At 58.0% G+C, this 20490-nt stretch carries 20 protein-coding genes; 14 read left to right on the top strand and 6 right to left on the bottom strand.

Annotation, left to right across the window (positions count from 1 at the left end; translation table 11 throughout):
- Positions 1 to 50 precede the first annotated feature (50 nt).
- From CIK87_RS08185 to CIK87_RS08245, 13 genes are all read left to right on the top strand, one after another.
- A complete protein-coding gene (locus CIK87_RS08185; protein WP_094386779.1) occupies positions 51 to 1811 on the top strand; it encodes a 1-deoxy-D-xylulose-5-phosphate synthase in 1761 nt (586 codons plus the stop codon).
- On the top strand, positions 1811 to 2701 hold the full coding sequence (locus CIK87_RS08190) for an AraC family transcriptional regulator (RefSeq protein WP_094386780.1): 891 nt from the start codon (positions 1811 to 1813) through the stop codon (positions 2699 to 2701). Before CIK87_RS08185 ends, CIK87_RS08190 begins: the two co-directional genes overlap by 1 nt.
- A gap of 194 nt (positions 2702 to 2895) precedes the next feature.
- Positions 2896 to 3270 (top strand): cupin domain-containing protein, encoded by a 375-nt coding sequence (locus CIK87_RS08195; RefSeq protein WP_094386781.1) that lies wholly within the window; start codon positions 2896 to 2898, stop codon positions 3268 to 3270.
- 4 nt (positions 3271 to 3274) lie between these two features.
- Positions 3275 to 3676, top strand: coding sequence for a helix-turn-helix domain-containing protein (locus CIK87_RS08200; protein WP_094386782.1), 402 nt, complete (start codon positions 3275 to 3277; stop codon positions 3674 to 3676).
- Between the two features lie 148 nt (positions 3677 to 3824).
- On the top strand, positions 3825 to 4448 hold the full coding sequence (locus CIK87_RS08205) for a flavodoxin family protein (RefSeq protein ID WP_094386783.1): 624 nt from the start codon (positions 3825 to 3827) through the stop codon (positions 4446 to 4448).
- 61 nt (positions 4449 to 4509) lie between these two features.
- A complete protein-coding gene (locus CIK87_RS08210; protein ID WP_254046534.1) occupies positions 4510 to 5841 on the top strand; it encodes a serine hydrolase in 1332 nt (443 codons plus the stop codon).
- Positions 5842 to 5928: 87 nt separating this feature from the next.
- Complete coding sequence (locus tag CIK87_RS08215) at positions 5929 to 6897, top strand: stage II sporulation protein M (protein WP_022310480.1); 969 nt, start codon at positions 5929 to 5931, stop codon at positions 6895 to 6897.
- Entirely contained in the window at positions 6894 to 7916 is a 1023-nt protein-coding gene (locus CIK87_RS08220) for a hypothetical protein (RefSeq protein ID WP_094386784.1), read from the top strand. The genes CIK87_RS08215 and CIK87_RS08220 overlap by 4 nt, the downstream gene beginning before the upstream one ends.
- A 25-nt stretch (positions 7917 to 7941) precedes the next feature.
- A complete protein-coding gene (locus CIK87_RS08225; RefSeq protein WP_094386785.1) occupies positions 7942 to 8574 on the top strand; it encodes a DUF4129 domain-containing protein in 633 nt (210 codons plus the stop codon).
- Entirely contained in the window at positions 8571 to 9899 is a 1329-nt protein-coding gene (locus tag CIK87_RS08230) for a DUF4350 domain-containing protein (protein ID WP_094386786.1), read from the top strand. Before CIK87_RS08225 ends, CIK87_RS08230 begins: the two co-directional genes overlap by 4 nt.
- Positions 9900 to 9912: 13 nt before the next feature.
- Positions 9913 to 10878 carry a MoxR family ATPase gene (locus CIK87_RS08235; RefSeq protein ID WP_094386787.1) on the top strand — a complete coding sequence of 322 codons (966 nt, stop codon included), beginning with the start codon at positions 9913 to 9915 and terminating at the stop codon, positions 10876 to 10878.
- Between the two features lie 11 nt (positions 10879 to 10889).
- Positions 10890 to 12197, top strand: coding sequence for a DUF58 domain-containing protein (locus CIK87_RS08240; protein ID WP_094386788.1), 1308 nt, complete (start codon positions 10890 to 10892; stop codon positions 12195 to 12197).
- A 1-nt stretch (position 12198) separates the two neighbouring features.
- A complete protein-coding gene (locus tag CIK87_RS08245; protein WP_158216223.1) occupies positions 12199 to 12945 on the top strand; it encodes an RDD family protein in 747 nt (248 codons plus the stop codon).
- Between the two features lie 160 nt (positions 12946 to 13105).
- Here the strand turns inward: CIK87_RS08245 and CIK87_RS08250 are convergent, their stop codons facing one another.
- The 4 genes from CIK87_RS08250 to CIK87_RS08265 are packed head-to-tail and all read right to left on the bottom strand — an operon-like array spanning position 13106 to position 16277.
- Positions 13106 to 13795 (bottom strand): NAD-dependent deacylase, encoded by a 690-nt coding sequence (locus CIK87_RS08250; protein ID WP_094386790.1) that lies wholly within the window; start codon positions 13793 to 13795, stop codon positions 13106 to 13108.
- Positions 13796 to 13832: 37 nt separating this feature from the next.
- Positions 13833 to 14750 (bottom strand): FKBP-type peptidyl-prolyl cis-trans isomerase, encoded by a 918-nt coding sequence (locus CIK87_RS08255; protein WP_094386791.1) that lies wholly within the window; start codon positions 14748 to 14750, stop codon positions 13833 to 13835.
- Between the two features lie 11 nt (positions 14751 to 14761).
- Positions 14762 to 15634: an FKBP-type peptidyl-prolyl cis-trans isomerase gene (locus tag CIK87_RS08260; RefSeq protein WP_022310489.1), complete on the bottom strand. Its 873-nt coding sequence runs from the start codon at positions 15632 to 15634 to the stop codon at positions 14762 to 14764.
- Between the two features lie 37 nt (positions 15635 to 15671).
- The gene (locus tag CIK87_RS08265; RefSeq protein ID WP_022310490.1) at positions 15672 to 16277 is read right to left on the bottom strand and encodes an FKBP-type peptidyl-prolyl cis-trans isomerase; all 606 of its coding nucleotides are present in this window, start codon (positions 16275 to 16277) and stop codon (positions 15672 to 15674) included.
- A gap of 405 nt (positions 16278 to 16682) precedes the next feature.
- On the opposite strand from CIK87_RS08265, the gene CIK87_RS08270 reads away from it, so the two are divergent.
- Positions 16683 to 17657, top strand: coding sequence for an alpha/beta hydrolase (locus CIK87_RS08270; RefSeq protein WP_022310491.1), 975 nt, complete (start codon positions 16683 to 16685; stop codon positions 17655 to 17657).
- 147 nt (positions 17658 to 17804) lie between these two features.
- Here the strand turns inward: CIK87_RS08270 and CIK87_RS08275 are convergent, their stop codons facing one another.
- Positions 17805 to 19103, bottom strand: a complete 1299-nt coding sequence (locus CIK87_RS08275; protein WP_094386792.1) for a sialidase family protein — start codon at positions 19101 to 19103, stop codon at positions 17805 to 17807.
- Positions 19104 to 19184: 81 nt separating this feature from the next.
- On the bottom strand, positions 19185 to 20468 hold the full coding sequence (locus CIK87_RS08280; RefSeq protein WP_094386793.1) for a serine dehydratase subunit alpha family protein: 1284 nt from the start codon (positions 20466 to 20468) through the stop codon (positions 19185 to 19187).
- Positions 20469 to 20490: the final 22 nt, after the last annotated feature.

Here is a 20490-nt window from a genome sequence, read left to right on the forward strand (position 1 = left end):
CTATAGTGCGTAACTTTGCACCGTAGACCATCAACACGTTTTTTACAATTATGTACATAGAGAAGATAAAGTCGCCAGCCGACTTGAAACAGCTGGACCTGGAGGCCCTCAAGACCGTGGCCTCTGAAACCCGCGAAGCAGTATTGAACCGTGTGAGCAAGCACGGCGGACACATAGGCCCCAACCTCGGATTTGTCGAGGCCACCGTGGCGCTGCACTACGTGTTTGACGCACCCGCAGACAAGTTTGTCTTCGACGTGAGCCACCAGTGCTATCCCCACAAGGTGCTCACGGGCCGTGCCGCCGGATTCCTGGGCGACCTCGACGACATGAACGCCATCAGCGGCTACTCCTCGCCCACCGAGTGCCCCGAGTACGACAACTTCGAGGTGGGCCACACCTCTACATCCATCAGTCTGGCCACCGGACTGCAGAAGGTGCGCGACATACGTGGCTCCCACGAAAACATCATAGCCATCATCGGCGACGGGTCGCTCTCGGGCGGCGAAGCCTTTGAAGGCCTCGACGAAGCCTCCGAACTCGGCACCGGCATCATCATCGTGGTCAACGACAACGAGATGTCGATAGCCGAAAACCATGGTGGTATCTACAAGAACCTGCGTGCCCTGCGCGAGAGCCACGGCGAGTGCCAGCACAACTGGTTCAAGGCATGGGGCTTCGACTATCACTATCTGGAGGAAGGCAATGACGTGGAGCAGCTCATCAAGGTCTTTGCCAGCGTCAAGGACACCGACCGCCCCACCGTGGTACACATACACACCGAGAAGGGTCACGGCTTCGCCCCCGCCGTCGAGAACAAGGAGGCATGGCACTGGGGCGCTCCCTTCAACCGTGAAGACGGAAGCCGGCCGGCTGCTCCCGCCGTGGAAACCTATGAAGCGCTCTTCAGCGACTGGATGCTGCGCGAGATGAAACGCGACAGCACGCTCATCGCCGTGACTGCGGGCACCCCGGCAGCAGGAGGCTTCACGCCCGAGAAGCGCCGCGAGGCCGGCAAGCAGCACATAGACATGGGCATAGCCGAAGAACAGGCTGCAGCGATGATTTCGGGCATGGCTAAGGGCGGTCTGCATCCCGTGTGGACGGTCTACAGCACCTTTATCCAGCGTACCTACGACCAGATAGCCCAAGACCTCTGCATCAACGCCAACCCCGCCGTCATCAATGTGATGGGCGGCGGCATAAGGTCGATGAACGACATCACCCACATCTGCCTCTTCGACATCCCGATGCTCTGCAGCATACCGGGGCTCATCTATCTCGCTCCCACCACCTGCGAGGAATACTTTGCCATGCTCGCCTGGGCCATCCGTCAGGACCGCAAGCCCATCGCCCTGCGTGTGCCCACAGGTGGAGTGGTGCATAGCGACGCTCCGGTCGATGAAGACTATGGCTACAGGGCATCGTACCGCGTGACACATCGCGGCTCGACGGTGGCCATCATAGCCGCGGGCTCGTTCTACCAGAAGGGCGAGGCGGTGAGAGCGCTGCTGGCAGAGCAGGGCATCGACGCCACACTCATCAACCCGCGCTACCTGAACGAGGTAGACGCCGAGACGCTCGACAGCCTGAAACCCGACCACCGTCTGGTGGTCACCCTCGAAGACGGATGCCGTGACGGCGGTTTCGGAGAGCGCATCGCCGCATACTACGGCACCTCGGACATGAAGGTGATGGTGGGCGGTGTGAAGAAAGGGCTCTACGACCGCTACGATGCGCAACAGCTCATGGCCGACAACCGTCTGCTCGACACGCAGATAGTGGAAGACATCGTCAGAGTGATAGGATAATGGAAGAGATAAGGTTCAGTACGGTTCAGGAGTTCAACGACCACTACGGCGTGCCGACTCTGCATCCGCTGGTGACGGTGGTGAGGTTTGACCGCGAGGTGAAACTCGAAGAGCACATGTGTCACTACGGTCTCTACGCGCTCTTCCTGAAGGAGAACAAGGGCTGCCGGCTGTCCTACGGCCGTACGGAGTACGACTTCGACGAAATGACGGTAACCAGTTTTGCCCCCGGCCAGTCTATCCATGTGGAGCCCAACCCCGAAGTGCCCGTGCCCAAGTGGACGGCGCTGCTCTTCCACCCCGACCTGCTCAACCGCACTCAGCTCGGCAAGAATATCGGGCGCTACGAGTTCTTCGACTACACCAGCAACGAAGCCCTGCATCTCTCGTGTGGTGAAATAGAAATCTACCGAGGTGTCCTCGCGATGATACAGCAAGAACTGGAGCGTGGCATCGACAAGCACTCGCGCGAACTGATAGTGAGCAACATCGAACTGCTGCTCAACTACTGTCTGCGCTTCTACGACCGCCAGTTTGTCACCCGCGAGGAAATCAACCATACCGTGGTGAAGAAGTTTACCGACCTGCTGGACCGCTATATAGCCGACAAGGCACGACGGGAGGGGCTGCCCTCTGTGGCATACTTCGCCGACAAGTGCTGCTACTCGACCAAATACTTCGGCGAACTGGTCAAGACCGAGACCGGACGCACTGCCCGCGACTTCATCAACGACCGGCTGCTGCGCGCCGCCAAACAACTGCTCGCCGACGAGGAACTCAGCATCAGCCAGGTGAGTCAGGAACTGGGCTTTGAGTACCCCCAGCACTTCGTGAGGTTCTTCAAGTCGCAGACGGGCAAGACTCCGTCGGAATACCGACGGTCGGCATAAGCGCAGAGGACAACAGCCGGGCTACGGGTTAAACTACGTTAACGCCATCGGCGTAACCGGCTCATACAGCCATTGGTAACCTTGGCGTAACCAGCCCACCTGGAGGTGCCTACTTGCATGACAACGAGACTGTTAGTAACTTTGCAGCATCAAAGATACAATAACAGTAATCATTCATCAAAACAAGTAGAATTATGGCAAATTACGCAATCAAGAACCTCAATGGTTGGAACAATGTAGAAGGCAAGATATTCCTGGGCGACGAACTCGGGCTGACCGGGGCCCAGTGCTCACTGCAGCGACTGGCTGCCGGCGAGGATGCACCCTTCTTCCATTCACACAAGACCCACGAAGAGCTCTATGTCATCATCTCGGGCGAAGGCGAATACGAGGTCGACGGCGAGAAGAACCAGGTGGGCGAAGGCAGCATCATCCGCGTGTCGCCCGCAGGTGTAAGAGCCTTGCGCAACAACAGTGACAAAGACATGGTCATGATGTGCATCCAGTATGAAGCCAAGCCTATCACCAGCTTCATGGACGATGCCAACATCATCGATACGAAACAATAACATAATGGCAAACGAACAGGAAATCTTACAAGACACAAGAGACGCCCTATTCCCCGACTGCCCCATCCGCAACGTACTCGCGCGTGTGGGCGACAAGTGGTCACTCCTTGTGCTGTATACTCTACAGCACAGGGAGTCGTTGCGTTTTAAGCAACTACAGCGTCTGCTGCCCGACATCTCACAGAAATCGCTCACCCAGACGCTTCGCATGCTCGAAGAAGACGGCTTCGTGAGCCGTAAAGTCTATGCCGAAGTGCCGCCGAGGGTAGAGTACAGTCTCACGGAGCGCAGCATGTCGTTTCTGCCCGTGGTCAACAGCCTCATCGACTGGGCCAAGGAGAATATGGCTGACATCATCAGCGACCGGGCTCGCCACAGAGAGGGCAAGGAGACAGCCATGGCTTAATTTGAGAAAAATCTGGGCGTGCTGTTGACGATTGCGTATTTTTTTGCGTAATTTTGTAGCACATTACTTATAAACATAACCTGGTGGAAGGGCCAGGCGGCAAGGGCTGTGTCCATGCCTGCCACGGCAGCCATAAAGGAAGACAACGATGAAGGTATTACTAATCAACGGAAGCCCCCGCCGGGAGGGCAATACATACACCGCGCTGTGCGAGGTGGCCCGGCAACTGAAAGTGCAAGGCATCGAGAGCGAAATCGTATGGGTGGGCACACGCCCCGTACGCGGCTGCATAGCCTGTGGCAAGTGCAAGCAGCAGGGCGACAACCGTTGCATCTTCGACGACGATGTGACCAACGAGGTCATCGGCAAGATGGAGCAGTGTGACGCCATCATCGTGGGTTCGCCCGTATATTGGGGCCAGCCCTCGGGCCAACTGCTGTGTCTGCAGCAGCGCATGCTCTATGCCGGAGGCGCCATGTTCAAGGACAAGCCTGCCGCCGCTGTGGTCTGCTGCCGTCGCGGCGGAGCCACCGCAGCCTACCAGACCATGCTCATGCCCTTCCAGATGTGCAACATGCCCATCGTGACATCGCAGTACTGGAATATCGCCTACGGACGCGATGCCGGCGAGTCGCAGATGGACATCGAGGGTATGCAGACCATGCGTACGCTGGCCAACAACATGGCTTGGCTGCTGAAGAAAATCAACGGCACCGACACCACCCCGCGCCCCGAACGCGAGGACTGGGAGCCGATGAATTTTATCAGATAACCCACCAGACCTCACGTCATCCCCACGACTCTGCGAGGGGATGAAAGCGCCGTCATCACACATGAAGAAATACAGGATAAGGAAAGAATACCGCACACGGGTAAGGCTTACCTGTGGCGGATGCCTCACCATCATCATAGTCATCATCGCCGCCATCTGCCGATGCTCGTGCTCGTGCAGCAGCCACCACAAGGACGCCGACACGCTGGTAGACCGCAGATACAGACTCAACGAGCATCTCACCAACGAGAATGCCGGCGGTGCCGAATTTGAAGAGATGGACTCGGTCATAGCCCGCTATCTGCGCCGATGGGAAATCAACGGCGCCCAGCTCGCCATCTCCCGCAACGACTCGCTCGTCTACGCCCGCGGGTTTGGCAAGGCCGACGAGGGAGTGGCCATGCAGCCCAGCCACATCATGCGCATGGCGTCGGTGTCGAAACTCGTCACCGCCGTGGGCATAATGAAACTGCGCGACATGGGCCGACTGCGCCTCAGCGACCACGTGTTCGGTCCTAAAGGCATACTCTCCGACACCGCCTATACCAACGTCATCCGCGACAAGCGCCACTTTGACATTACTGTCGAAGACCTGCTGCGCCACAAGGGCGGCTTCACCAACTACGCCGGTGACCCGATGTTCTCGACACGTTATATCATGATGCAGAACCGTCTGGCCACGCCTCCCGACCATCGCACGCTGCTCCGCATCGTGCTGCGGCGGCGTCTGGGCTTCACCCCCGGTACTGCCCGTCATTACAGCAATCTGGGCTATATGCTGCTCTCCGAGATTATAGCCCGCCGCTCGGGCATGAGTTATGAGCAGTTTATGCAGCGCCATGTGCTGGAGCCTGCGGGGTGTTATGACTTCCACATCGCGGGCAACTACTACAAGGACCGCCGTCCCAACGAGTGCCGATACTATATGCACCTGACCTGCGAGCCCACCTATGAGTTCAACAACAGCGGGCGGCTGGTCGAGAAGTGCTACGGCGAGAACGACATCCCCCGCCTGGCGGGTGCGGGTGCCTGGTGCGGGTCGGCAGCCGAACTCTGCCGCCTTGTGGCAGCGATAGACGGCTGCAAGGTATTGCCCGACGTCATCAGCAGCAAGTCGGTGGCCGACATGACGCGCGAGATGCCCGACCACGACTACTCGCTGGGCTGGAACCGCACCCCGCGCAATAGCCCCTGGGTGCGCACGGGGTCGCTCGTGGGCACCAGTGCGCTTGTGCTGCGCTATCCCGACGGCGAATGTTGGGTCTTCATCACCAACACCAGTACCTGGAAGGGCCACGCCTTCTCCCACGACACCATGGCGCTCTTTGAGCGGCTGCGACAGAAGTACGGCCCCACCTTCCCGCGTCGCAATCTGTTTGAACCAAGAAAATAATATGAGAAAGAGAACCGCAAATATTGTGTGGTTCTCTTTTTTTTATTACATTTGCCACCATATATATAATATATAAGGTAAACACGGATGAAGGAGATACTCTTTATACGCCAGAACATCAAAGAATGGCAGCAGATAGAGGCTATGCTGGACCGGCTGACCATCGAGACGCCCGACGACATATCGGCGGCGTACATCCGCGTGACCTCAGACCTGGCATTTGCCCAGACCCACTACCCCACATCGCGCATTACCGGGTATCTCAACAATCTGGCGGTGGTGCTCCACAATGCCATCTACCGCAACAAGCGTGAGAAGCGCAAACGCATCATCACATTCTGGACGCAGGAGGTGCCTCTGGTGATGTATGATGCACGCCGGCTGCTGGCATTGTCGGCTATAATATTCATCGTGAGCACAGCCATAGGCGTGGTGTCACAGATGGCGGTGCCAGAGTTCTGCCGCTACATCCTGGGCGACAGCTATATGGACATGACGATAACGAACATCAAGCGGGGAGAGCCCTTTGCCATCTACGCCTCTGGTTCCGAAAGCTCCATGTTTAGTACGATTACCGCCAACAATATCTATGTGGCGTTTGTCATCTATCTCGAGGGTATCTTTACCAGCTTTTTCACCGCCTTCCACTTGTTCAACAACGGCGTAATGTTTGGCTGCTTCGAGGCGTTCTTCGCCCAGAACGGGCTGTTGTGGAAATCCATACTCACCGTGATGCTCCACGGCACGCTCGAGCTGTCTGCCATCATCGTGGCGGGCTCTGCCGGAATAGCCATGGGCAACGGCTGGCTCTTCCCCGGCACCTACAGCCGGATAGAGTCGTTTCGGCGGGGCGTCAAGCGAGGCTTGAAGATAGTGGTGGGCACGGTGCCCATCTTTGTGATAGCCGGATTTGTGGAGAGTTACATCACCCGCCACACACATATACCCGACGCGATAAGGCTGACGGTCATCCTGCTCTCGGCGGCGTTTGTCGTCTTCTACTACATCATTTACCCACGCACATTGTTTAACAAATCAACAAATAAAGACTTATGAAACAATTCCAACGCCCACGTGTAGACCTCTATGCACGCCGTACATTCTCAGAGAACCTGTCTGCCACGTTCGACTTCGTGAGCGAGAACTTCCGCACCCTGTTCCGCTTCCTCACCGCGTTCATCCTGCCACTCTGCGCAGTGGGTGCATTGTGCTACATGTCTACCTTAGGGCAAGTCATGAAGATGGAGGCGATGGGCGAAAGTGAATTGGGCATGCTCAGCCTCGGTACCAATTATATGCTTACCATCCTCGTGTCGTTTCTGGCATCAGTAGTGCTCGCAGGTGTGGTCTACACGCTCATGCAGCAATACTGGGCTCGCCCCGACAGGCTCAAAGGGATCACCTATGCCGACATCAAGCCTACGGTGTGGCAGAACATCCGCAAGATGGTGAACCTCTATTTCCTGATAGCCGCCTTCGGCATTTTATTGATAGTAGTTTTCGCTATAGTGGTGGGACTGGCGTCGACAGTCAGCACTCCCTGGATAGGCGTAGCCCTCGTGCTGGTTATAGCGATGGCAGTGGCGGTTGTACCTCTCTTCCTGTCTGGTCCAGCCTACATCCTGGGCGGTCAGACCGTAACGGGCGCCTTCAAGCAGGCCATGCGCTACGGTTACCGCGTACTGTTAGGACTGATAGGGCTCGTCATAATACTCTACCTCATCTGCTCGCTGGTAAGTACAGCCCTGAGTATGCCGTTCTACATACTCGCCATCATCCAGGCGATAGCGGGAGTAGACCAAGGGACCTCTTCTCTGCAGTTTACCTCGTCCTTCTGGTTTACCCTCATCAACTACCTCTCAGCCATCCTCGCCCTCTATGGCATGTTTGTGGGCTACGCGCTGCTCCATGTGGGTCTGGCGTTCTACTACGGTCATGCCGCCGAGAAGGTAGACGGCGTGTCGATGACCAAGACTGTCGACGAGTTTGAGAACCTCGGTGGCGAGGCTTCCACAAGCCCATCGGCTGAGGACAAAGACACCGACGACGAGAGCGACAAGACAGATATCATCTGACGCATAACCCTCCATAATTCTACTGATGGCAACCCTTCCCATAGACACACTCGTAACCGACACGGCTATCATGGCGCGCTGGCGAGAAGACGGCAGCTACAACTATGGCAGCGAACTGCTGCAGAGCGATATATCGTTCTGGGAATGGCTGGGGAAGCAGTTGCAGGAGTATCTTTCACGATTTTTCTCGTGGGTGACACTCGCTGACAGCAACCAGGGGCTCTGGATTGTCATCGCCATAGTCATCGCGGTGGCCATCGCACTCTTCATCGTCATCAGACATCCCTCGCTCTTTGCCCGCAGCAACAAGGGCAGTGCCATAGACTACGAGGTGACCGAGGACAATATCTACGGCATCGACTTCGATGCCCTCATCCGCCGTGCCTTGGACCGCAACGACCATCGGGCTGCCGTCAGACTCGTCTATCTGCAGACTCTGCGGTGGCTGAATGACGCCCAACGCATAAAATGGCGCAAGTCCAAGGCGCCAATGCAGTATGCCCGCGAGGTGGGGACGGTCGATATGCGTCGTCTGGTCACGCTCTTTCTCAGGGTGCGTTATGGCGGCTACGACTGTGGTCGTGAGCAGGTAGACGAAGCCATGCGCTATCAGCGCGCCATCTGTCCCGCCGACTGCGAGGAAGGAGGTGAGGCATGAAAATCACCACGCGCTACATCGTGGGGATAGTCATCCTGGTCGTGGGTCTCTTCGCCATACTGCTCATCAGACCCTCGCGCTTCGTGTGGACACCCACCTTTGCCCACGAAGACAAGAACCCGTTAGGCTGCTTCGTCTTCGACAGCGTGATGGTGCAGACTATGCCTCGGGGGTATAAGGCTACGGGAGCCACGCTGCGCGAAACCGTAGCCGACAGCGGCAGTAACAATGTGCTGATAGTGGCCCGCGACGGCAAGCTCACCGATGCCAACATCACCGATATCAAGCGGCTGCTCGACAGAGGCTCTACCGTGATGCTGGTGGGCGTAGACATCTACGAAGACAGCAACGCCGACAAGGCTTTTGGTCTCCAGTGCATTACCTACGCCAACTTCTTTTACAATGAAATAAAAAACAAGCTCGCCCATAACAGCGACGACCTCTATGACACCCTCCACTATCGGGCGGTCTACAAGGACGCCCATGGCACCAAACGCCACCGCCTTCCTCGTTGCATCGACTATCCCGATGCCGACTACCGCATATACAAAACGCTCCTCGCCGGTGTGGTCAATATCGATTCTGCAGCTGCAGTCCATCGCCGCTATTACATCCTGAGCCATTGCGTCAGCCCCTACTATGACGACGAGTACAAACCTGACAACGACTACAAGGCAGTTATGGTAGAGTATGGCAGAGGCCGTCTCGTCGTGGTGACAACGCCATTGCTGTTTACCAATTTCGGCATCATCTCTCCTTCCACCCAGCCCTATGTGATGCGCCTGATGAACACCCTCGCCGATAAGCCCGTGGTAAGACTCGACGCCTCGATGAAAGGCGGTGCAGTGATAGGCGCCGACGCCGACAAGCACAACGCCTCGCCGCTGTCCTACATCCTCTCGCAGCCACCGTTGCGCTGGGCTTATTACACGATAATCGCGGGCGCGCTGGTCTTTATCATCTTCACCGCCCGACGCCGTCAGCGCGTCATCCCCATCATCCCCGAAAAGAAGAACCATGACATGGAGTTTGTCAGACTTATCGGCAAACTCTACTATGAGCATCACGACAACTCCGACCTGGTACTCAAGAAGTTTGGCATGCTCGCCGACCAGGTCCGCAATACCCTCGACATTGACCTCAATGACCGCCATAATCGGCAAGACCATGTGCGCGCTCTCAGCGATGCCTCCCACGTGTCTATCTATGACCTCGGCGCGCTCCTGGATGAACTCCACGCCATCCGCGATGACCAGCTCGCCATCCGCGATGACGATATGGTGCGTCTCATTGGTCAGATGAACCGTATCATCAAGAACCTATAACACAGAGATAAATATGGAAGAACTATCAACCATCCCCACACCCTGCACCACCAAGATACAGGCGCTGCGAGACAGCATTGCGCAAATCATAGTGGGCCAGACACAAGCCACCGACCTCTTGCTGACCAGCGTGATAGCCCGCGGACACGTGCTGATTGAGGGCGTGCCCGGCGTGGCAAAGACCCTGCTGGCCCGAGTCATGGCCCAACTCATCGACGCCCGCTTCTCGCGCGTGCAGTTTACCCCCGACCTCATGCCGAGCGACGTGCTGGGCACCACGGTCTACAACATGAAGACCGGAGACTTCGACTTCCACCCCGGACCTGTCTTCGCCGACGTGGTGCTGGCCGACGAGATTAACCGAGCTCCCGCCAAGACCCAGGCAGCCCTCTTCGAGGTGATGGAGGAGCGGCAGGTGACCGTCGACGGTACGCCCCGCGCGATGAGCGATGTCTTTACCATCATCGCGACGCAGAACCCGGTGGAACAAGAGGGCACCTACAAGTTGCCGGAAGCCCAGTTGGACCGCTTTCTGATGAAGATAACGATGGACTATCCCTCCACAGACGAAGAGGTGGAAATCCTGTTGCGCCACCAGGCATCGGCAGCCTTCACGAGGGTAGACCGGCTCGAGCCGCTGCTCACCCCCGCCGACCTCACCACGCTGCGCGACGCCGCCCAGCAGGTGCGCGTCGAAGCCTCGCTGCTGCGCTACATCGCCGAGATTGTGGACACAACCCGCCACAGCAAAGCCGTCTATCTGGGAGCCTCGCCGCGTGCAGCCGTGGCTATCCTGTCGTCGGCCAAAGCCTACGCCCTCTTGCAGGAGCGCGACTTTGTCACCCCCGACGATATCAAGACCGTGGCGCCCTTTGTGATGCACCACCGCCTGTTGCTCACCGCCGAAGCCGAGATGCAGGGCTACACTCCCCTTCAGGTCGCCCAGCGATTGATAGACAAGGTCGAAGTACCGCAATAACCATCGACAGCATGTTTCTTACCTCCCGCTTTTACCTGATGCTTGGCGTGGTGGTCATGGTGACCGCCATGGGCTACGTGTGGCTGCCCCTCTACAGTCTGGGGCGGCTGCTCACACTGGCACTGGTGCTGGCGGTACTGGCCGAGACTGCGGCTCTGTGGCTCTGGAGGGCCATCAGCGCCGAGCGAACCTGCGCCGAGCGCTTCTCCAACGGCGACGACAACGAGGTAGACATCCACATCGCCAGCCGTTATCCCTTCGGCGTGGCGCTGACGGTGACCGACGAGATACCCTTTGTCTTCCAGCGTCGCGACGTGGCGTTTGCCCTCAAGGTGGCAGCCCATGGCGGAGCCACCGTCACCTACAGACTGCGGCCCGTGGAGCGTGGCGTCTACGGGTTTGGCCTTATCCGCGTCTTTGCCACCACGATGCTCGGGCTGGTGCAGCGCCGCTACAGTTGTGGCACCCCCACCGACGTCAAGGTCTACCCCTCCTACCTGCAGTTGCGCCAGTACGAACTGCTTGCCATCAGCAACCGGCTGCGCGATATGGGCATCAAGCGCATACGCCGTGCGGGCAACAATACAGAGTTTGAGCAGATTAAGGACTATGTCGCCGGCGACGAGTTCCGTACCATCAACTGGAAGGCATCGGCCCGCCGCCATCAGCTCATGGTCAATGTCTATCAGGCGGAGCGCTCCCAGCAGGTGATGAGCCTCGTCGACAAGGGCAGAGTGATGCAGCGCTCCTTCCGGGGCATGACCCTGCTCGACTATGCCATCAATGCCTCGCTGGTGCTGTCCTATGTGGCGATACACCGTGAAGACCGCGCCGGACTCATCGCCTTCAACGAGCGTATGGACACCCTTCTGCCGCCCTCCAACCGCCCCTCGCAGATGGAGCGCATCCAGGAGAGCCTCTATGCCGTACATACCGACTTCGGAGAGACCGACTACTCTGCCCTGGTCGAGGGCGTCGAGAAGCACCTTACCAAGCGCTCGCTGCTCATCCTCTATACCAACTTCAGCAACGCCCAGAGCCTCGACCGCCAGCTGCCCTACCTCTGCCAGTTGGCGCGTCGGCACCGACTGCTGGTGGTCTACTTCGAGAACAACGAGCTCCACGAATACCTCGCCACCACACCCCGGAGCGTGGAAGACCACTATACCCATGTCGTGGCCGAACAGATGGAGCGCGAGCAGCTGGTCATCATGACCCGACTCAACCGCCACGGCATACTCGGTCTGCGCACCACCCCCGAGCGGCTCTCGGTCGATGTTATCAATAAGTATCTGGAAATCAAACACAACAACTGGTGACATGAAGACCTCGGATATCATTACCTCTCAGTTCGTGAGCCTCACGCAGACTCCCGCCGGTGTCGCCGAAAGGCTGGTGGCGCGCATCATAGACTACATCGTCATCGGCGTGTATTTCTTTGCGCTCTGGACCGCCTTCGACAAGTACAATTGGTTGCTTGACCCGCTTGGCCTCGGCGACTCTCTGTTCAGAGTGTTATACATCCTGCTGCTCCTATCGCCCATCCTCTTCTATTCGGTCATCTGCGAGTTCTTTCTGGACGGCCGCACCTTAGGCAAGATGATCATGAAGACGCGGGTGGTGATGGTCGACGGCTCGGCGCCCACCTTGGGAGCCATCCTGCTGCGCTGGCTGTTTCTGCTCATAGACGTCTACCTCATGAACATAGGCATCATCGCCATCATCTGCACCCGCCGCAACCAGCGGTTGGGCGACCTGGCGGCGGGAACCATGGTGATACGCACCCCACGTACCGACCAGATGCACTTCACGCTCTCCGAGTTCTCCTATGCCCGCTCCGACTACAAGCCCCTTTACCCCGAGGTGCAGCAGTTGTCCTTGGGGCAGATAGACGTGGTCAACCACATACTCGACGACCAGGTGGTCTACAGCGACGAGCAGGTAGAGCAGCTCGCAACCAAGATAGAGCGCATGCTCGACATCAAGCGCGAGCCCGGGATGGACGCCACCGACCTGCTGCGCACCGTCGCCCACGACTATCAGCACTTCGCCCTCCAGGTGATTTAGGCTGGCGCGGCAGGAGGCGTCATGCCCCTATATATATAATAAGGTGTAGCCCCGCGCCACCGTCATGGCCCTCGGGGCATCTATAGAAAACGAGAGTATCCATATCCGCTCGAGTGCAGCAGATATGGATACTCTCGTTATCGTTTATGGCAGACGGTGCCTACAGCAGTTCCTTGAGCCGGCGCATGCCCTCAGACGCCCCGTAGGGCAGATGGGTCACGCGGCTCATGTCTGTGTTCACCCCGTTGGGGTCTATCAGATAGATAGGAGCATGGGCAGGCGCATAGTAGAGCAGTCCGGCGGCAGGATAGACATTGAGCGAGGTGCCGATGACCACCACAATGTCTGCCTGACTCATCGCCTCGGCAGCGGGCTCAATCATAGGCACGCTCTCACCGAAGAACACGATGAAGGGACGCAGCAGACTGCCGTCGCCGGCGAGTGTGCCGGGCTTCACCACAGCGTGGTCGGCATCGAGGGTCTCTATGTAAGCCTCATTGTAAGGGTCGCGGCTCGAGCATACCTTAGCCAGTTCGCCGTGGAGATGGATGACATGGCTCGAGCCCGCACGCTCGTGCAGGTCGTCGACATTCTGGGTAACCACCGTGACGTCGTAATCGTGCTCCAGACTGCTGATGATGCGGTGGCCCTCATTGGGCTGCGCCGAATAGAGTTTCTGTCTGAGCATATTATAGAAATTGGTGACGAGCGTAGGGTCTGCTTCCCATCCTTCGTGCGACGCCACCTGCTCTACGGGGTAATTCTCCCAGAGCCCATCGTTGCCGCGAAAGGTCTTGAAACCGCTCTCTACCGACATGCCGGCACCGGTAAGAAACACTATCTTCTTCATTGCTCTATAGGTCTGCGTCACGGCAGAGCGCCGCGACTTATTTGTTGTCTTTATCCTGGGCCTTGTCCTTGATACCCACCAGCTGGAGGCTGAATATCAGGGTCGAGTTGCCCTTGATGGGGCCGTTGGCATGGGCACCGTAAGCCAGTCCGGCGGGGATGTAGAGTTCCCACTCGCTGCCTACAGGCATCATGCACAGCGCCTCGGTCCATCCCTTGATGACCTGGTTCACACCCAGTTCGACGGTCGACGGATTGCGCTTGTAGCTGCTGTCAAAGACGGTGCCGTCGATGAGCTTGCCTTCATACTTCACCTCTACCTTGTCGTCCTTGGTGGGAATGGCACCTGTGCCCTGCTTCACGACCTTGTACTGCAGACCCGAGGCGGTGGTCTTCACGCCTTCGCGGGTCTTGTTGTCGGCGAGCCACTTCTCGTTGGCAGTCTTGTACTGCGCCTCGGCAGCCTCGCGGTCGGCGCGCACGCGCGCTTCAAAGTAGTTGAAGGCGGCATGACCAGCCATCAGCGTGGTGTCGCCGGCGAGGGCGTCGCGGAAACCGGCTGCGAGCAGGTCGAGGTTGATGCTGTCCTTAGAGGCGGCAAACTCGTCCTGCAGGGTGGGTACGATGCGGGCAAAGAGCATACGCGCCAGCTGGCAGCCGGCGTTGTAGGCACGATACTGCGGGTCGCTCTGTCGCGAGGCGGCATAGTCGAAACCTGTGAGCACGTCGTGCATATAGGCGGTGTCTACCTGATACTCCTGCTGCAGATATCTCTCCAGCCCCTGGGTCACATAGCGTCCGGCGGCATAGCTCAGCGAGTCGGCGCCGGTGTTGAGGGTACGCACCACAGCCACGGCGGCGGGCTTGGCCTCCTTCTTTTTCTTCTTGTCGGCCAGGGCTAAATTAAAAGTAGCACCCGCCATGACGACGAGTGCTAACAATATAAGTCTTTTCATGAGTGTCGTGATTACTTCTCAATGCTCAGCAACTCAATCTTGAAAATCAGGGCAGAGAAGGGCTTGATGGGGCCAGACTCCTGGTCGGCGTAAGCCAGGTTCTGGGGAATGTAAACCTCCCATACCGAACCTACAGGCATGTGGGTGAGAGCCTCGGTCCAACCCTTGATAACCTGGTTGGCACGGAACTTGGCAGGCTGCTTGCGCTGATAAGAAGAGTCGAATACCTTGCCGTCGATGGTCTTGCCCTCATACTGCACGTTGACCATGCTGGTGTCCTTGGGCAGAGGGCCGTTACCTTCCTTGATGACCTTGTACTGTACACCTGAAGGCAGACATACCACGCCAGCCTTCTTCTTGTTCTCAGCCATAAACTTTTCGCCAGCCTCCTTGTTGGGAGCATACTCCTTCATCAGGCGCTTGCTGCGAACGATGGGCATCAGGGTCTGAACCTTTACCTGAGCCTCCATGTCGGTGAAGAGGGTCTTCTGACCGGCGGTAGAAGCGATGAAACCGGCGAGGAAGTTCTTCAGAGAGATGCTCTTGGTAGAGTCTTCGCCATACACTTCGTGGTTGATGCCCTTAATCATGTTGTTGGCAACCTGCTGACCGATTTGGATACCGGCATAGTAGGCAGCCTTGGCCTTGTCGTCGCCAGCGTTGGCACCGTCGTTAAGACCACGGAAGAACTCGTCCATATAGGTTGTGTCCATACCCATACGGCCTACGAGATAGTCCTTCAGACCCTGAGACTGGAGCATACCCATGGCATAGGTCAGGGTGTCCACATCGTTCTTCAGGTTTGCTTTTGGAGCAGAGTTGCCGCAACCGGTAAAGGCAACGGCCATGATAGCCAAAACGGCTACAATTGAAAACTTTTTCATTCTTATAAGAGATTTGATTTTGATTGTTCTTTTAAGATTAGAGCACGTCGATGAGTTCTACATCGAAGACGAGTGCCGAGAAGGGAGGGATGGACTGGCCGGCACCGCGCTCGCCATAACCCAGATTGTAGGGGATGAAGAAGCGATACTTGGCGCCTTCCTTCATGAGCTGCACACCCTCGGTCCAGCCTGCGATAACCTGGTTGAGACCGAATACGGCAGGCTCGCCGCGCTGTACAGAACTGTCGAACATGGTACCGTCGATGAGCATACCCTCATAGTGGCAGCGCACCTGGTCGGTAGCCTTGGGCTGACGGCCGTTACCCTCTTTGAGTACCTGGTACTGCAGACCCGAAGGCAGAGTGACCACACCCTCCTTGGCAGCATTGGCCTTGAGATAGGCTTCACCCTTGGTCTTGTTCTCCTTGAAGCGCTCGGCAGCAGCGGCACGCTGCTTCTTCTCCTGCTCGTCAAAGAAATTGCGCACGATGGTCTGCGCCTCCGCGTCAGAGAGTTTCACCTCACCACCTGCAAGCACGTCCTTGATGGCCTGTGCAAAATCATCGATATTCAGGTCTTTGGCTCCCATGTCGGTGAGCTGGCGGCCTATGCCGAGACCTAAAGCATAACTTACTTTATCCATTTATTGTATAGTCTTTAGTATAATCTCGTGCAAAGTTAACAAAAAAATGTTTAGTGTCAGCCGAATTGTCGTTATTTTTTGTTTACAATACCTTATTATATATAAGGCCCCACGGCGCGACCACCGTGGGCGGTGGCGCTGTGGGGTCGAAAATGATGCCATCCGGCAGGGCCATCGCCACGCATAGAGCCGTGGCGATGGCGTGGGCGGGCTCGTAACATACGATACGTGGACACGTGACTTATGATACGAGGGCTCGTGCCTTCCGATACGTGGGCTCGTGACTTATGTTACGAGCCGCCAATGGTGGTCACGACGGTGGCATCGGCAAACTTTTTGGGCGGCAGATGCGGTCATTGTGAGGATGTTTTCGTAAATTTGCAGTCGTATATATACTTGTATTCTATGGACAACCTACTTGCACGGCGTCTGCGCCGATGGGGATGGGGCATAGGCATAGCCACCGTAGTCATCGTGGTGGTGCTGGCACTTGCCGGCGCCTATATGCTCGACTACTCGCTCTTCCCCAAGATGCGCCACGGTCACAATCTGCCCTGGCGACTGGACAATATCATCAGCGAGAGTCCGCAGTTGCGGCCCTGGGCTGACAGTCTGAAACATAGTCATGCGCTGCACGACACCGTGGTGCTGATGCCCACGGGCGAGCGCCACCATGCCACCTACATCAACGCCAGCGAGCCCAGCCGCAGGGTGGCGGTGCTCGTTCACGGCTATCGCGACAACGGCATGGGCATGATGCACGTGGCGTCGATATACCACCACATGGGCTACAACATACTGCTGCCCGACCTCCATGCCCACGGCAAGAGCGAGGGCGAAGGCGTGCAGATGGGATGGAAAGACCGGCTCGACGTGATGCGCTGGATGGCGGTGGCCGACAGCCTCTGGGGCGGCACCGAGGGCACGGCGATGGTGCTCCACGGCATCTCGATGGGCGCCGCCACGGTGATGTGTGTCTCTGGCGAGCGTCTGCCCGACTATGTCAAGTGCTTCGTCGAAGACTGTGGCTATACCAGCGTGTGGGACGAGTTCGAGCACGAGCTCGCCAGCCAGTTCCACCTGCCTGCCTTCCCGCTGCTCTATACCACCAGTCTGCAGTGCAAGCTGCGCTACGGCTGGTCGTTTGGCGAGGCATCTCCGCTGCGCCAGGTGGCGCGCTGCCACAAGCCCATGCTCTTCATCCATGGCGACCGCGACACCTATGTGCCCTTTGCCATGATGCAGCGGCTCTACGACGCCAAGCCCGAACCCAAGCAGATGTGGATAGCGCGGGGCTCTATACACGCCATGAGTTTCCGCGACCATCCTCAGGAGTATGCCAGGAGGGTAAGACTCTTCGTAGACCAGTACATACGCTGACCGGCGGCGCCACGGCCCGACGGCAGATACAGCCCCGAATGGGGCAGATACAGAAACAGGAACTCGTTGCACATCCTCCAGAGGACATGCAACGAGTTCCTGTTTCTGCGTATGGGGCTGCCGGGCTACGCCCGACGATGGGTTATCTCACGCGGTACTTCCCGGCGGTGATGGTCTCGAGCGCGAGCGACTTGTAGACATTCTCGCAGCCGTCGTAGTTGTGCTCGCCCTCACCCTTGGGAAAACTGGTGCTGACGGGATTGGCTTGGAGCCCCACCGCGTGAGTGTCTCTTCGTAGAAGAAGGCTATGCGGTGGTCGGCCTGGAGGTCCATGCTGCTGTACATCGACACAGTGGGGCTGACCTGATAATAGCCGTCCCAGCCCTCGGCCAGTGCGCGCACGTCGCGCATATCAGAGGCATCGGCAAGTTCCTTGTAGAATATGCTCACGTTGTTGCGGCCCGTGCCCGTGGGCACCGACTGCAGCATCACGTGCACGGGCTTGCCGTCGCTGGTGCGCACTGCCGGCACGATGAGCATCTCGCCATTGGTGGGGTTGGTGCTGGGCGTGAGCGCCATGCCGCTCATCGTGGCCTTGGTCTGCTCGTCCCATCTGCCGCTGCCTGTCTTGACATCGTCGTAGGTGAAGAGGTTGAACCACCGGCCTCCCGCCGTGCGGCTGGTGATGACGACGCGCCCGTCGGGCAGTTCCTCACACTTGGCCTCGTCGCCGTCGGGCACGGGCAGCGCCGAGGGTCCGCCGAGGGCAGCCCATGTGCGTCCGAAGTCATCAGAGTAGATGACGCGGTTGCCCTTGGGGCGGGCGGTGAGGGCTGCGTAGATGCGGTAGTAGCGGCCCACCTTGACCACCCGGCTCTGGAATATCTTGCCTCCACCCACGAAGGCTGCATCTATGGGGTGGGTCTGGTCAAACAGGCCATATATCGCCTCGGTCTGCTCTATCGGCTGCTGCCAGGTCAGGCCTCCATCCATGCTACGTATGGCTGCTATGAGGTTGGGGTTATGACGGTTGGTGCTGGCGTAGCCATAGACGGTGCAGCCCGCCACAGCCATCATGAGCACCTCATGGCTCTCGCGGTCCATCACGATGGCAGGGTCGCCATAAGCAGCCGCCATAGGCGTCTTGACATTGTTGATGAGCGAGGCATCGCCCTCCGCCGCTTCTATCTCACGCTCGCTCCATGTGGCGCCATTGTCGGTGCTTATCTTGACCACACAGTCTACGCGTCCGAAGCCTGGGTCGGTGCCGCAGACCAGACGGCCCACGCTCGCAATGAGGCGTCCGCCATAGCCACAGGTAATGCCCGGGATGCGGTAAGGCGCAACATCGATGCCGCCCTGGGCTGTACTGAACAGTATGGTGCCGTCGGCATAGGCAGAGAGTGCCAGTAGCAGCATGCCGATGGCAGAGAGTATCTTCTTCATAAAGGGTGTGGTTTAGAGATTAGCAATAATAGATGTTCGGATATCGGGGGCGGCTGCGGTGCCGCCCCCGAGGGGGAGAGACTACTTGCCGGTCATGATGCGGAGCACCATGTCGTCGGTGGCACACATCGCCTCCTTGCCTATGCTGGTAAGGTTGCGTATGGAGCGGTCTACGTCGGAGTCGATGATGCCCTCGGCGCTGGTCACAAACTTGCCCTCGCGCGCCAGCAGGGCTGAGAGCAGGGCTGTCGATACGCCCGAACATATCTTGAGTGAGCAACTGGGCTTGGCGCCGTCGCATATCATGCCCGTAAGGTTGGCTATCATGTTCTTGACGGCATGGCAGAGGTCGTCGTAGCTGCCTCCCATGAGGTAGGTGATGCCACAGCTGGAGCCGATGCTCGCCACCACGCATCCGCAGAGGGCGCTGAGTCTGCCCAGGCTCTGCTTGATGTAGATAGCCGTGAGGTGGCTGAGCGTGAGGGCGCGGATAAGCTCTTCCTCGGTATTCTCGTTTTCCTGGGCAAAGACTACCACGGGGTTGGTGGCACAGATGCCCTGGTTGCCCGAACCGCTGTTGCTCATCACGGGTATCATGGCGCCTCCCATACGTGCATCGCACGCCAGCGCAGTCTTGGATATGATGTGCGAGAACATGGTGTTGCCAAAGATACCATGGCTCAGAGGACGGTCCATGGTCTTGCCCAGACAGTGGCCGTAGTTGCCCTTGATGGACTCTTCGGCTGCGCGCATGTTGAGGTCGCGGGTCTTGAGGATAAACTGCAACTCGTCGATGGGGGCGGTAAGGGCAAACTCGTAGACGAGCTTCATATTGAGCTTGACAGCCTCGTCTTCGGCCTCGTCGCCACGCCTGGTGCGGCGGTCGGTGATGACCTCGCCGTTGCGCTCCTCGAAGACGATGGCGGTATGGCCTCCCTCGATGATGGCTGTGGCGTGGTTGCCCGTCGTCTCGCAGATGGCTTCGATATAGAGCTTGTCGCACTCGCCCTGCTTGAGCTGTATGTTGATGTGGTCGCCGGCGAGATACTGCTTGCCTCGCTCCAGGGTGGCGGGGGTGAGGTCCTTGAGCACCTCGAGCTGATACTCAGACTTGCCGATGAGGGCTCCCAGCGCCACGGCTATGGGCAGACCTATCATGCCCGTTCCGGGAATACCTACGCCCATGGCGTTTTTCAGGATATTGGAACTCAGAAAGAGCGTGATGCGCTCGGGCTCGCGGCCCAGTATCTCTGTGGCACGAGCCACACACAGGGCTACTGCCATGGGCTCGGTGCAGCCCACTGCCGGCACCACTTCGCGCGCCATGAGTGCCAGTATCTTCTCTCTTACACTATTGTCTATCATAATGTTTGTATTTGTTGTCGTA

The sequence above is a fragment of the Prevotella sp. P5-64 genome (assembly GCF_002251285.1).
In the GTDB taxonomy this organism is placed as follows: Bacteria; Bacteroidota; Bacteroidia; order Bacteroidales; family Bacteroidaceae; genus Prevotella.

What these genes read in the sequence shown, in the direction of transcription:
- CIK87_RS08280 (WP_094386793.1), bottom strand. Translation starts at nt 20,468, where the DNA reads ATGATAGACAATAGTGTAAGAGAGAAGATACTGGCACTCATGGCGCGC.
- CIK87_RS08270 (WP_022310491.1), top strand. Translation starts at nt 16,683, where the DNA reads ATGGACAACCTACTTGCACGGCGTCTGCGCCGATGGGGATGGGGCATA.
- CIK87_RS08240 (WP_094386788.1), top strand. Translation starts at nt 10,890, where the DNA reads ATGTTTCTTACCTCCCGCTTTTACCTGATGCTTGGCGTGGTGGTCATG.
- CIK87_RS08235 (WP_094386787.1), top strand. Translation starts at nt 9,913, where the DNA reads ATGGAAGAACTATCAACCATCCCCACACCCTGCACCACCAAGATACAG.
- CIK87_RS08200 (WP_094386782.1), top strand. Translation starts at nt 3,275, where the DNA reads ATGGCAAACGAACAGGAAATCTTACAAGACACAAGAGACGCCCTATTC.
- CIK87_RS08205 (WP_094386783.1), top strand. Translation starts at nt 3,825, where the DNA reads ATGAAGGTATTACTAATCAACGGAAGCCCCCGCCGGGAGGGCAATACA.
- CIK87_RS08220 (WP_094386784.1), top strand. Translation starts at nt 6,894, where the DNA reads ATGAAACAATTCCAACGCCCACGTGTAGACCTCTATGCACGCCGTACA.
- CIK87_RS08210 (WP_254046534.1), top strand. Translation starts at nt 4,510, where the DNA reads ATGAAGAAATACAGGATAAGGAAAGAATACCGCACACGGGTAAGGCTT.
- CIK87_RS08190 (WP_094386780.1), top strand. Translation starts at nt 1,811, where the DNA reads ATGGAAGAGATAAGGTTCAGTACGGTTCAGGAGTTCAACGACCACTAC.
- CIK87_RS08185 (WP_094386779.1), top strand. Translation starts at nt 51, where the DNA reads ATGTACATAGAGAAGATAAAGTCGCCAGCCGACTTGAAACAGCTGGAC.
- CIK87_RS08230 (WP_094386786.1), top strand. Translation starts at nt 8,571, where the DNA reads ATGAAAATCACCACGCGCTACATCGTGGGGATAGTCATCCTGGTCGTG.
- CIK87_RS08260 (WP_022310489.1), bottom strand. Translation starts at nt 15,634, where the DNA reads ATGAAAAAGTTTTCAATTGTAGCCGTTTTGGCTATCATGGCCGTTGCC.
- CIK87_RS08255 (WP_094386791.1), bottom strand. Translation starts at nt 14,750, where the DNA reads ATGAAAAGACTTATATTGTTAGCACTCGTCGTCATGGCGGGTGCTACT.
- CIK87_RS08195 (WP_094386781.1), top strand. Translation starts at nt 2,896, where the DNA reads ATGGCAAATTACGCAATCAAGAACCTCAATGGTTGGAACAATGTAGAA.
- CIK87_RS08225 (WP_094386785.1), top strand. Translation starts at nt 7,942, where the DNA reads ATGGCAACCCTTCCCATAGACACACTCGTAACCGACACGGCTATCATG.
- CIK87_RS08215 (WP_022310480.1), top strand. Translation starts at nt 5,929, where the DNA reads ATGAAGGAGATACTCTTTATACGCCAGAACATCAAAGAATGGCAGCAG.
- CIK87_RS08245 (WP_158216223.1), top strand. Translation starts at nt 12,199, where the DNA reads ATGAAGACCTCGGATATCATTACCTCTCAGTTCGTGAGCCTCACGCAG.
- CIK87_RS08250 (WP_094386790.1), bottom strand. Translation starts at nt 13,795, where the DNA reads ATGAAGAAGATAGTGTTTCTTACCGGTGCCGGCATGTCGGTAGAGAGC.
- CIK87_RS08275 (WP_094386792.1), bottom strand. Translation starts at nt 19,103, where the DNA reads ATGAAGAAGATACTCTCTGCCATCGGCATGCTGCTACTGGCACTCTCT.
- CIK87_RS08265 (WP_022310490.1), bottom strand. Translation starts at nt 16,277, where the DNA reads ATGGATAAAGTAAGTTATGCTTTAGGTCTCGGCATAGGCCGCCAGCTC.